The sequence below is a fragment of the Methyloversatilis universalis EHg5 genome (genome assembly GCF_000378945.1).
Classification (GTDB): domain Bacteria; phylum Pseudomonadota; class Gammaproteobacteria; order Burkholderiales; family Rhodocyclaceae; genus Methyloversatilis; species Methyloversatilis universalis_A.
Window position 1 is genome coordinate 2,254,725 of sequence record NZ_KB900539.1, and the last position, 11,856, is coordinate 2,266,580.

Here is an 11,856-nt window from a genome sequence, read left to right on the forward strand (position 1 = left end):
GCGCCGGTTGCCCGGCGCCTTTTAGACTGCATGCATCATGCGTGAAGATCAGTCAGCGCGACGGCTGCGATCGTTACGGCCGCTGCCGTTGCCACGCCAGCCGCCTTCACCGCGCGGGGCACCGCTGCCACCGCCACCCGGACGACGCGGACCGTTGCCCGGCTTGTTGCCCCAGCTGCCCGGACGACCGGTGCCAGTGCGCGGACCGCGCGGTGCGGACGTGCGCGGCTGAACACGCGGCTCCAGACCCGGAATGGTGTGCACCGGAATGGTGTGACGGATGAAGCGCTCGATCGTCTTGACGCGGCGCACGTCGTCGCCGGACGCCAGGCTGACCGCGATGCCGCTGCGGCCGGCACGGCCGGTACGGCCGATGCGGTGCACATAGTCTTCCGCCGACTTCGGCAGATCGAAATTGATCACGTGGCTGATGCCGGCCACGTCGATGCCGCGGGCAGCGACGTCGGTGGCGACCAGCACACGCAGCGCGCCGCGACGCAGATGACCCAGCGTGCGGTTGCGCTCGCCCTGGTGCATGTCACCGTGCAGTGCGGCCGCCAGGAAACCGTTTTCGCCGAGCTGTTCGGCAATCTGGTCGGCATCGCGCTTGGTGGCGGTAAACACGATGGCCTGTTCGACGCCCTCGTCACGCAGCAGGTGGTCGAGCAGACGCTGCTTGTGGCCCATGCCGTCGGCGAACAGCAGACGCTGTTCGATATTCTCGTGCTGGGCGGCCGTCGCCTGGATTTCGATGCGCTGTGCGTCCTTGGTCAGGCGCTCGGCCAGGCGCATGACGCGCGGCTCGAAGGTGGCCGAGAACAGCAGGGTCTGGCGCTTTTCCGGCAGACGATCGACGATGGCTTCGATGTCTTCGATGAAGCCCATGTCCAGCATGCGGTCGGCTTCGTCCAGCACCAGCATTTCCAGACGGCCGAAATCGATGCGGCCACTGTCCATCTGGTCGATCAGGCGACCCGGCGTGGCAACCAGCACTTCATAGGGCTGGGCCAGCAGCTTGTTCTGCATCACGTAGGAGGTACCGCCGACCACGCTGACCGCCTTGGCGTAGCGCAGACCACGGCCGTACTTGCGGCAGGCGTCGGTGACCTGAATGGCCAGTTCGCGGGTCGGGGTCAGCACCAGAACGCGCGGGCCACGTGCCTTGACGGCCGAATCGGCGGTCAGCATGTTCAGCGCCGGCCACATGAAGGCGGCGGTCTTGCCCGAGCCGGTCTGCGACGACACCATCAGGTCGCGGCCGCTCAGCGCGGCGGGCACGGCCTGTTGCTGCACCGCGGTAGGATTGGGGTAACCGGCTTCGACGATGGCACCGAGAAGGGATGCGTGAAGACCGAGTTCAGAGAATTCCATGTATTTCTTCCAGACAATGGCCAGCACCGCGCTGCATGTTGCAGTGCGGAGAGAGCGGGTTGGTCGGACTCATTCCGACGTTCTATCGGCACTAACCGATCAACCACGCTTGACCAACAGGCGGGAGAGAGAGACAGGCCAGGGACGATAACTTTGTCGTGCCAGCGCCGGACTGAACCGGAAAGGGTCGTACTGAAGACGACCCGGGGAAAGCACGAGGGCGGACTTTACAGACACGTGTGTATGTTTGCAAGTCTTTTTCGCAGCGCAACACGCCCCGGCACGCAACTTTGTGAAAACTTCTGTGGAGACTGCATCCGGAATGAGGGCGCGCGGGTATTGCGTGAGAAGCTCGAAAACTCCCTGCCCCATACCGTTCAAGGCACAACGATGACAGGTACACCGGACGAATTTGACTACGACGCTGCACTCCGTGCCTGTGCGGCCGGCGAGCGCGCTGCGCTGCACCGCATCTATCAGCTGGAAGGCGCCCGTCTGCTGGCGGTCGCGCTGCGCATCGTGCGCCGGCGCGACGTGGCCGAGGACGTGGTGCATGACGCCTTCGTCCGTATCTGGGAAAAGGCAGCCGGTTTCGATCCCACCCGCGGCAGCGGCCGGGGCTGGATCTACAGCATCGTGCGCCATGGTGCGCTGAACCACATCCGGGATCACGCACGTGAAATGCCGGCGGACGAAACGCTGATCGAACGGGTCGAACAAGCCGGCGAGGCGTCGGTACCGGACCCCTACGAGCAGGTTCTGCTGGCATCGGAATCGGGCCAGCTCTACGACTGTCTGGGACGCCTGGACGCCCCGAAGCGCTCGAGCATCCTGCTCGCTTACCTCGAGGGCTGCACTCACAGCGAAATCGCCGAACGTCTGGCCACGCCGCTGGGCACCGTGAAAGCCTGGATACGCCGCGGCCTGCAGTCGCTGAAGGAGTGCATGGCATGAGCGATCCGCTGCCCCAGGACGAACTGGCCGGACTTTACGTGCTCGGCCTGCTGGACACCGCGCAGCGCGCCGCGGTGGAACGGAACCTCGAACACGACGCCGGTCTGCGAGCCCGCGTCATCTACTGGGAGGAGCGGCTGCTGCCGCTGACCAAGATGGTGGAGCCTGAACCCCTGCCCCCCACGCTGTGGGCCCGCATAGAAAGCAGCCTGTGGCCTGCGCCACGCAGCGCGACAGCGCGCACGCCCGCCTCGCTGGCCGAACGTCTGTGGGACAGCCTGGCCCTGTGGCGCACGCTGGCCGCCACTGGCTTCGCGGCCGCCATGCTGCTGGCGGTGGTCGGTCTTCCCGGTGCCCAGAAAACCGCCGAACCGAAGTTCATGGTGGTGCTGGTGGCGCCGGAAGACAAGGCGCCGGGCTGGGTCGTTCAGGCCAGCACCACCCAGTCGCTCAAGCTCATTCCGCTGGGCGTAACCGAAATTCCGCAAGCCAAGGCGCTGCAGTTCTGGACCAAGGGCAAGGACTGGAAGGGCCCGGTGTCGCTGGGCCTGGTGCAACCTGGCCGGCCGCTGGACGTGCAGCTCAAGGAACTGCCGCCGCTGGAACACAACCAGCTGTTCGAAATCACGCTGGAGCCGGAATACGGCTCGCCGATCGGCAAGCCGACCGGCCCCATCCTGTATATCGGGCGTGCGGTGAAGGTGATGTGAGGTCGCGCGGGTGAAACCCGCTCGGTCGGCAGGCGACGCCCCGGGGCCTCATGCCCCGGGGATGAGATCAATGCCCCTTGGCATGCACCTCGCGCGCACGTTCGACCAGCGCATCAAGCCCGAACTTCTTCAGCTTCAGATAGAGCGTGCTCTTGGCAATGCCCAGCGAGCGGGCAGCCAGCGCCATATTGCCGTGACTGTCGTCGATCGCGTTCAGGATGGCGTCGCGTTCGGTCTCTTCAAGCCGCCTGCATTCGCGGTGTTCGGCCACTGAAGACATGACCTGTTCCACCACACCCGCCGACTCGAACGGACGTATGCCGCGCACCGCCTCCGGCACCATCAGCGCGCGCGGCCGCTCGCCGGTGAGCAGCATGGATTCGAGCACATTGCGCAGTTCGCGCACATTGCCCGGCCAGGAATAGCCGGACAGTTCGTTCAGTTCGACGCCGGTCAGCACCGGCACCGGCACACCGTGCTGGGCCGCCAGTTTTTCCATCAGCGCGCGCGACAGCGACGGAATGTCGCCCAGGCGCTCGCGCAGCGGCGGAATGCGCACGCTGGTGACCGCCACCCTGTAATAAAGATCCATGCGGAAGCGCCCGTCGGTCACCTCCTTGCGCAGGTCGCGGTTGGTGGCACAGATCAGGCGGAACTTCACCTTGCGCGGCGCGTTCTCGCCGAGGCGGTAGATCTCTCCCTCCTCCAGCACGCGCAGCAGATGGGGCTGCATGTCCAGCGGCATTTCGCCCAGTTCGTCGAGAAACAGCGTGCCGCCGTTGGCCGCCTCGATCTTGCCCATCATGCCGCCGCGGCGAGCGCCGGTGAAGGAACCTTCGGCATAGCCGAACAGTTCGGTCGCCAGCAGTTCGCGCGACAGGCCGCCACAGTTCACCGCGACGAAGGGCGCCGCCTTGGCGCTTCCGCAGTCGTGGATGCCGCGCGCGAACACCTCCTTGCCGACGCCTGTTTCGCCCAGCAGCAGCACCGGCACATTGGAGCGCGACAGATGACGGGCGCGCTCGACCGCCTCCATCAGCGCGGTGTCCTTGCCCACCACGCAATCCAGCTTGCTCGGTTCGTGTGGCGCGCTGGTCGCACCGGCGGCCGGAGCGGTCACGCCATGCGGCGCGCGCGGCTTGAAGATGGGAATGGTGAGCAGCGTGCCGATGCGCTGGCCGTTCTCGATCACCGGCTCCAGCCACTCGGGCGCGATCCAGCCCTGCAGCCCGGCCGGCAGGCCGTCATCGGTGGCATGACCCAGCGTGAGCGACGCCAGATCCAGCCGGCGCGAGCCGATACGCCCTTCGGCCAGCTGATTCAGCGCCTGTTCGGCGCGTTCATTCGCCTTGACCGGATTGCCGCGGCGGTCGAACACGATGACGCCGTCCGAAGTCGAGTGGATGAGCCGGTGCATGCAGCGTTCAAGCAGCCGGAAGCGTATGCCCATTTCGTGCTTGGCCAGCCTGCCCTCGATCTTGCTCGCGGTGGCCACCACCAGCGCCAGGCTGTGCTTGTTGTAGGTCTGCTGCAGGCCGGACACGTCGATCGCACCCAGCACGCTGTTGTCGTAGGGATCGAGAATGACCGTGGATGAACAGGTCCAGCGCTTGATGCCGGCACAGTAATGTTCTGCGGAATGGATCTGCACAGGATGGCGCACCGCGATCGCGGTGCCGATGGCGTTGGTGCCGCAGGCGGTTTCGCTCCAGCTGGCACCCGGCATCATGTTCATGACGCCCGCTTCGTCACGGGTACCCGGATCGCCTTCCAGGCTCAGGATGGTGCCGCTGTGGTCGGTCAGCACCATGATGGTTCCGGTTTCGGCCAGGAAGTCGCGCGCCATCGCCATCACCGGCGTGCTGGCGGTAAGCAGGTCACCGTGCTTCTGCTGCAGCGAATACAGCGAGTTCTCGCTCAGCGGCGGCGGCGCCTGGAACTTGGATGGATCGACATGGGCATTCAGGCAGCGGCGCCAGGAATCGTCGATCAGCCTGCGCAGCGCGTCAGAGCTGCACTCCTCGCCACTCAGCAGGCGCTCCCAGTGGGTCATCACGTCGCCGTCGCGCTCCGGACGTGAAAACATCTGGCTCTGATCGTCTTCCCTCAACTCCATGGCTACCTCCTGTTTGTGGTGGAGGTAGACGGCACCCCGTACCCATCGTCCCGGCGGGACGATGCGCACGTTCTCCGACTCCTCCGACACCTGCGTAGCAACATGCTTCGAGGCATGCCGTCTCACAGGCTTGTTTGAAAACCATGTGTTACCCGGCCATCCACAGAGCAGACCGGCCCGGTACCGCGTCAGCGGGGGCGGCTGCTCGCCGCCAATCTCATCAGGTTAGTTCAATTATTGTGCAACTCCAGTGCAATTGCAGTCGCTTCGCCACCGCCGATGCACAGACTGGCCACGCCGCGCCGGCCACCGGTACGGCGCAGCGCGCCGATCAGCGTCACCAGCAGGCGGGCGCCGGTGGCGCCGATCGGGTGGCCGAGCGCACAGGCGCCGCCATGGATGTTCACGGTGTCCGGATCCAGCCCCAGTTCCTGGATGGCCGCCAGCGTCACCACCGCGAAAGCTTCATTGATTTCATACAGATCGACTTCGGTCCGGCGCCAGCCGGCGCGCTCCAGCACCTTGCGGATGGCGTCCACCGGGGCCACCGGGAAATCCGCCGGTGCGCCGGCATGGCCGGCCTGGGCGACGATCGTAGCCAGTGGCCTGAACCCTCCGGCGCGCGCGGTCGAGGCACGCATCAGCACAAGCGCTGCCGCGCCGTCGGAAATCGAACTGGAATTGGCGGCGGTGACCGTGCCGTCGGTGCGGAACACCGGTTTCAGCGCCGGTATCTTCTCCGGCCGTGCGCTCTGCGGCTGTTCGTCTTTCACCACATCGACAGCGCCACCCCGGCCGCCCACCTGCAGCGGACAGATTTCCCAGTCGAAGGCGCCGCGCCGGTCGGCGTCCAGCGCGCGGTCGAGCGAGCGCAGCGCCCAGGCGTCCTGCGCCTCGCGACTGAAACCGAAGGTGCCGGCACAGCGTTCGGCGAATACGCCCATCAGCGTGCCACGCTCGCCATAGGCGTCTTCCAGCCCGTCGAGGAACATGTGATCGATCACCCGTTCGTGACCGAGGCGATAGCCGGAGCGGGCGCGCGCCAGCAGATAAGGCGCGTTGCTCATCGACTCCATGCCGCCAGCCAGCACGATGTCGGCTGACCCGGCGCGCAGCGCATCATGGGCCAGCATGACCGCCTTCATGCCCGAGCCACACACCTTGCTCACCGTGGTACAGGCGCTGGATTCGGGCAGACCGCCGCCCAGGGCGGCCTGCCGGGCCGGGGCCTGACCCACGCCGGCGGGCAGTACGCAGCCCATATAGACCTCATCGACGCGGGCGGCATCGATGCCTGACCGGCTCACCGCCGACGCAATCGCGCGGGCGCCCAGTTCGGGGGCGCTCAGCGACGCCAGGCCGCCGAGAAAGCCGCCCAGCGGCGTACGGCTGGCGGACACGATCACCACCGGATCGGATGTCTGATTCACGAACAGCGTCCTCCGCAACGGCCGACCCTGGCATGCTCGGGTCGGCGGGTAGTCATTTCCCTGCAAGGAGCGGGCCATTGGAAACCGCCCCGCCATCAGCAGGAAAACCCTTTTTATTCAACAGACTGAAACAATCGACTCGGCCGAGTCGGCCCGGACAGCCGACAGGCGTCCGAAAACCGTACGACGTGCGCACGGAGATCGTCCGGCTATCGGACGTCCGGACATCGAACTCAGACGCGGGCGGCGCGCAGGCTGATCACCTCTTCGATTGAACGCGGGTTGTCCATCGACGACAGGTCACCCATCGGTCGCCCGATATAGGCGTTGCGGACGACCCGGCGCAGGATCTTGCCGTTGCGCGTCTTGGGTATCTGCGTCAGCGCGTAGATGCGGGACGGACGCAGCGGCTTGCCGAGCAGGCGCGCCACGTGGTCCGACAGTTCGGTTTCCCATACGCTCCAGCCTTCCGGCCCACTGCGCCGGTCGTGTAGCGTGACGAAGCACACCACCGCCTCGCCCTTGATCGCGTCCGGCACGCCCACCGCCACCGCTTCGGCCACCAGCGGGTGCGACACCAGGGCCGATTCGAATTCGGTCGGCCCCAGCCGCTTGCCCGCCACCTTGATGGTGTCGTCGCTGCGGCCGTGCACGAACCAGTAGCCGTCGCTGTCGATGCTGGCCCAGTCGCCATGCACCCACAGGCCGGGCAGCGTGGCCCAGTAGGTGTCCTCATAGCGGTCCGGATCGTTCCAGAAGCCGCGCGTCATGCCCGGCCAGGGCGCGCGCAGCACCAGTTCGCCGACGCTGCCGCGCACCGGCCGCCCTTCCGCATCGACCACGTCCGCCGCCATGCCGGGAATCGGGCCGTTGAAGCCGCAGGCGGTCTGCGGCAGACCCGGGAAGCAGGCGAGGATGCCGCCGCCGATTTCGGTGCCGCCCGAGTAATTGACGATGGGCCGCCTGCTCTGACCCACTGTTTCGAACAGCCACAGCCAGGGCGTTTCGTTCCACGCCTCGCCGGTGGAGCCGAACACACGCAGCGTGTCCAGCGTGCCCGGGGCCGGCACCGCGTCACGGCTGCCCATCAGCAGGCGCACCAGCGTCGGCGACAGGCCGAGGTGGGTGACGCCGTGGCGCTGCACGATGCGCCACAGCCGCCCGGCATCCGGATAGTCCGGCGTGCCTTCGCACAGCACGATGGTGGCGCCCAGCAGCAGCGCACCGAACACCATCCACGGCCCCATCAGCCAGCCCATGTCGGTCACCCACATCAGGGTGTCGTCCTCGCGCAGGTCGAACGCCATGGCCATGTCCTGCGCCGCCTTCAGCGGAAAGCCACCGTGGGTATGCACCACGCCCTTGGGCTTGCCGGTGGTGCCGGAGGTGTAGACCAGCATGAGCGGCGCCGACGCGCCGAAGCTGTCGTCGCCCGGCGCTTCGGGCACCGTGGCGGCCAGCGTGGCGTAGTCGCGCAGCGCGTAATGACCGCCCGGCTCCTCGCCCTCGTACGAACCGTTGCCGAGCCGGTCGACCACCACCACGTGCTGCACCGACTCACAGGCATCGGCCGCGGCCAGCGCATCGGCCAGCATGCGCACCGGCTTGCCGCGGCGGAAATAGCCGTTGGCGCACACCAGCACGCTGGCGGCGGCGTCCTGCACCCGCTGCACCACCGAATCGGCGGAATAGCCGGAGAACATCGGCACCGAAATGGCGCCGATGCGCGCGGCCGCCAGCAGGATGACCGCCGCTTCCGGCACCATGGGCAGGTAGAGCGCGATACGGCTGCCCTGCGCCAGCCCGAGCGCACGCAGGCCGGTGGCCACCGCCGCCACCTCGCGCTCCAGTTCGCCGTAGCTCAGGCTGCGCTGTTCGCCGGCATCGCCTTCCCAGCGCAGCGCGATCTTGTCCGGATGACGGCGCGCGTGCTTGCCGATCAGGTTGTCGAACAGGTCAAGCCGACCGCCGACGAACCACTCGGGCCACATCGGCCCGTTCTGCAGATCCAGCGTCTGAACATAGGGCACGGTCCAGTCGAGCCCGACTTCCTCGACCACGCGGTCCCAGAAGCGTGGCGCATCGCGCTCTGCCTCTTCCTGCAGCTGGTCGAGCGAGCCATAGCCGTGACGTTCGATGAAGCGGGCAAGCCGCGTGCCCTTCCACTCGCAACCCGATGGGGTGAACACTTTCATGATGGAATCCTGTTCTGGTCCGGCCAGCCCCTGCCCCCGGATTCCGCGGCGAAAAAAGCCCGACCCCGCGCTGCACGGGATCGGGCGAACATGCCGGGAGGAGGTACCAGCACGGTATTCAACTGCGCTTACTTGCCCGTACCCGTGGCCACTTCTTCAAGAACGTTCAGCGACACATCGGTCTCCTTCACGCCCTTCGGGTTGGACTTCATGTTCGACGACCAGTTGGTGGCGTGACCGCGCTTCACGTCGATGATGTGGCCGATCACCGGCATCACCGCCTTGTAGCCGTCGTCGCCCACGTCAGGCCGGTTCTGGAAGATGAACATCTTCCAGAATTCGCCCTTGCGGTCGAGCGCATAGCCCAGGTAGGGACGCGGGAAGTCCACTTCCATGTAGACCACCTTCTTGCTGTACGGATGCTCGTCCGGCGGCACGCCCTCGACCACGTACACTTCGCGCGGCTCCCAGCCGATGTCCTTGGCCGGGTTGAAGTACGGCGCCTCGCTCATGTTGATGCGCGGGAAGCGCTTCTGCGGCTCGGTGTAGGGCTGCGAGGTATCCACGCTCATTTCCGGGCTGTGCGCGATGGCCAGCACCCAGCGCTTCTCGACCAGCTTGTTCGACTTGTACTTGGTGGGCGCGGCGTCCCAGATGTCCCAGTCGTCGTACAGCTGATCGGTACCGCCGATCGGATCCATCCAGGCGCCGCCGGACAGCCGGCGCACGCGACGCACCGACTTCAGGTAGGCGTAGGAGTCGTCCGGCTTCTTGGAATCCGCCTGGTTGTAGCGGACCGAGAAGGTGCCCAGGCCGCGGATGTCCTGCGGGTAGTGGGCGACGAAGTAGGTCTTCTGCGCGATGGTGCCATCGCCGACCGTGACCGGGCCGCCATCCAGCCGGCCTTCCATGTAGTAACGGCGGGACTGGAAGGCCTGCACGCGCTCGTAGCCTTTCTTCGCATCGAGGAAGGCCCAGGCGATGTCGCGCAGATCCATGGTGGCGCCATAGGTGGCGGCACGCAGGTTCCAGATCACCTTGTCGCCGGCGTTCGGATCATCCATCTTGATCGTTTCCGGCGGGAACATCATGCCGGCCTGCCAGCCGGACACGGTGCGGTCGGCCGGATTGAACTTGACGGTGCCGACGTTCTTCTTCGACCAATCGACATACTTCGGATCCATCTCGATCTTCTTCGAGTGGGCGAGCTTGATGGTCAGGTTGTAGTTCTTGATCATCCACTCGAGCTTCTCCGGCACCATGGAGGCGATGCTCTTCTTCTCGAAGGTGTCCTCCTTGACGCTGTCGTAGTTCTCCTTGGTGATCACGAAGCCGGCTTCCAGCTCCTTGGCGAAGGCCTGACCGGCGGCCAGTCCGAGCACCAGCGCCAGCGCGCCGGCCACACTGGTGCGGCGTGCGCGGCCGGCCGGAATGAGGGTGTTGAGCGTATTCATCTGTATTCCTCCTTTGATCAGAACTGCCGGGTCAGACGAAACACCAGCTGGCTGGCACGGTTGAAGTAACCGAACAGCTGCGATTCGCCATTGCTGAACTGGGTCTTGTTGCTCTTGCCGCCGTCCCAGAAGATGTCGGCCTCCACCTTGGCCACCCATTTGTCCGAGAACGTGAGCGCCACGCTCGGAATGGCGAAGCCGCCACCGTTGGACAGGTCAAAGCCCACGGCCAGGCCGGGGTTGATCGTGTCGTTGCGGTAGTTGAGCGTGGTGAACATCGTCAGGATGGTGCTGTGCTCGTTCAGCGGCGTGCCATAGGCGAACAGGCGCACCAGATCCTCGCCGCCGTCGAAGCCCAGTACCTGGGTGTTGAACAGCTGGATGGACGAGAACGAGGGCCGCGACGTGCCGAACAGGTTTTCCAGGCTCAGGTCCTTGTCGATGCGGATCATGGTCCGCAGCGTGTCCTTCTTCTTGATGCCGTTCAGGCCGATACCCGGATTGGCGGCATTGCCCGGATTGAAGGCACCGGAGCCGACGTTGTAGGGCTGGTCCTTGGTGTAGGCCACTTCCGCGCTGATGACCGCATCCAGCGTTTCGCTGTAGCCGCTGACGGTGGCGCCGAGCACATCGATCTTCGGATGGATGAGGTCGAACACCGCACCCGCCACCGGCACGCCCTGGTGCGGCTTGAAGGCCGAACTGGCAACCGGGTCCGCCGAGAAGGTGGTCAGGTAGGCGATCGAGTAGTTCAGGCCGAATGCCTCGCCGGACCAGCGGATGCCGCCGGTCACGTCGTCCATGTCACCGTCCTTGTGCTCGCAGTTCTTGGTGGTGACGCGGGTCAGGTCGAAGCCGCGATACGGCTGGAAGAACCAGCGGCCGCCGCGGATATCGTAGGTGTTGCCGATGTCTTCGCAGCGGTCCCAGCCCGGGCGCACGAAGGCGGCGATCATGCCCTTGGCTTCCGGCACCCGGATCTTGGTCGACAGCATGATGAGCGGCTTGCGCCACTCCTCGTTCTCGCCCTCGAAGAACAGGCGCCAGCTGTAGTCGTAGCCGTGCACCAGATCCATCGCCTGGAAGAAGTCGGACTCGCCCCACACCAGCTGCTGCTTGCCGAACTTCACCGTGGTGCGCTCACCCAGCGGCGCCTCGACCCACAGTTCGCGGATGTCGCCGTTGTTGTAGTTCTTGGTGATGCTCGGGCCACCGGCGGTACCGTTGGTGGCGCGCAGGTCTTCGAGATCCTCGAGGTAACCGGTCTTGTACTCGCGGTCCAGCCGGCCGATCGCCTTCCACTTCACCGAGCCGGTGGTCAGATCGGCATCGAGCAGCACCGAACCGCGCAGCATGGACAGCTTGCCCTTGCTGTCCTTGCCCACCGCATCCAGCTCGGGCTGGTTCTGCAGGTTGAACGAAGCCCAGGCGCGGGCATAACCCGACACCTGGAACTTCACGTCGTCGCTCAGCCAGTTGCTGGTCGGCGCCTCACCCTTGGCCTCCTCGGCACCGTGAGCGACGGGCATGCCCATCATCGCCAGCGCCGCCGCCACGGCCAGACCGGTACCGGTCCGCCTGAAGGTTCTGCTTCTTCTCATGTCTCCACTCCCTCCTGTTTGGGAC

At 65.9% G+C, this 11,856-nt stretch carries 8 protein-coding genes; 2 read left to right on the forward strand and 6 right to left on the reverse strand.

Going from position 1 to position 11,856, the window contains the following annotated elements:
• Positions 1-48: 48 nt before the first annotated feature.
• On the reverse strand, positions 49-1,371 hold the full coding sequence (locus tag METUNV2_RS0110540; RefSeq protein WP_018229438.1) for a DEAD/DEAH box helicase: 1,323 nt from the start codon (positions 1,369-1,371) through the stop codon (positions 49-51).
• 390 nt (positions 1,372-1,761) lie between these two features.
• Here METUNV2_RS0110540 and METUNV2_RS0110545 point away from each other — a divergent pair, with 390 nt between their 5' ends.
• Both METUNV2_RS0110545 and METUNV2_RS0110550 read left to right on the forward strand, forming a co-directional pair.
• Entirely contained in the window at positions 1,762-2,325 is a 564-nt protein-coding gene (locus tag METUNV2_RS0110545; RefSeq protein ID WP_018229439.1) for a sigma-70 family RNA polymerase sigma factor, read from the forward strand.
• Positions 2,322-3,035 carry an anti-sigma factor gene (locus METUNV2_RS0110550; RefSeq protein WP_018229440.1) on the forward strand — a complete coding sequence of 238 codons (714 nt, stop codon included), beginning with the start codon at positions 2,322-2,324 and terminating at the stop codon, positions 3,033-3,035. The genes METUNV2_RS0110545 and METUNV2_RS0110550 overlap by 4 nt, the downstream gene beginning before the upstream one ends.
• A gap of 67 nt (positions 3,036-3,102) precedes the next feature.
• Here the strand turns inward: METUNV2_RS0110550 and METUNV2_RS0110555 are convergent, their stop codons facing one another.
• From METUNV2_RS0110555 to METUNV2_RS0110575, 5 genes are all read right to left on the reverse strand, one after another.
• Positions 3,103-5,121 carry a sigma-54-dependent Fis family transcriptional regulator gene (locus tag METUNV2_RS0110555; RefSeq protein ID WP_232415661.1) on the reverse strand — a complete coding sequence of 673 codons (2,019 nt, stop codon included), beginning with the start codon at positions 5,119-5,121 and terminating at the stop codon, positions 3,103-3,105.
• A gap of 260 nt (positions 5,122-5,381) precedes the next feature.
• Positions 5,382-6,581 (reverse strand): acetyl-CoA C-acyltransferase, encoded by a 1,200-nt coding sequence (locus METUNV2_RS0110560; RefSeq protein ID WP_018229442.1) that lies wholly within the window; start codon positions 6,579-6,581, stop codon positions 5,382-5,384.
• 233 nt (positions 6,582-6,814) lie between these two features.
• A complete protein-coding gene (locus tag METUNV2_RS0110565; protein ID WP_018229443.1) occupies positions 6,815-8,776 on the reverse strand; it encodes an AMP-binding protein in 1,962 nt (653 codons plus the stop codon).
• 128 nt (positions 8,777-8,904) lie between these two features.
• Positions 8,905-10,230: a DUF1329 domain-containing protein gene (locus METUNV2_RS0110570; protein WP_018229444.1), complete on the reverse strand. Its 1,326-nt coding sequence runs from the start codon at positions 10,228-10,230 to the stop codon at positions 8,905-8,907.
• A gap of 17 nt (positions 10,231-10,247) precedes the next feature.
• Positions 10,248-11,831, reverse strand: a complete 1,584-nt coding sequence (locus METUNV2_RS0110575; protein WP_232415662.1) for a DUF1302 family protein — start codon at positions 11,829-11,831, stop codon at positions 10,248-10,250.
• Between the last annotated feature and the right edge of the window lie 25 nt (positions 11,832-11,856).

Coding starts and splice junctions, on each gene's coding strand:
- METUNV2_RS0110540 (WP_018229438.1), bottom strand. CDS start 1,371: ATGGAATTCTCTGAACTCGGTCTTCACGCATCCCTTCTCGGTGCCATC.
- METUNV2_RS0110545 (WP_018229439.1), top strand. CDS start 1,762: ATGACAGGTACACCGGACGAATTTGACTACGACGCTGCACTCCGTGCC.
- METUNV2_RS0110550 (WP_018229440.1), top strand. CDS start 2,322: ATGAGCGATCCGCTGCCCCAGGACGAACTGGCCGGACTTTACGTGCTC.
- METUNV2_RS0110555 (WP_232415661.1), bottom strand. CDS start 5,121: ATGTTTTCACGTCCGGAGCGCGACGGCGACGTGATGACCCACTGGGAG.
- METUNV2_RS0110565 (WP_018229443.1), bottom strand. CDS start 8,776: ATGAAAGTGTTCACCCCATCGGGTTGCGAGTGGAAGGGCACGCGGCTT.
- METUNV2_RS0110570 (WP_018229444.1), bottom strand. CDS start 10,230: ATGAATACGCTCAACACCCTCATTCCGGCCGGCCGCGCACGCCGCACC.
- METUNV2_RS0110575 (WP_232415662.1), bottom strand. CDS start 11,831: ATGAGAAGAAGCAGAACCTTCAGGCGGACCGGTACCGGTCTGGCCGTG.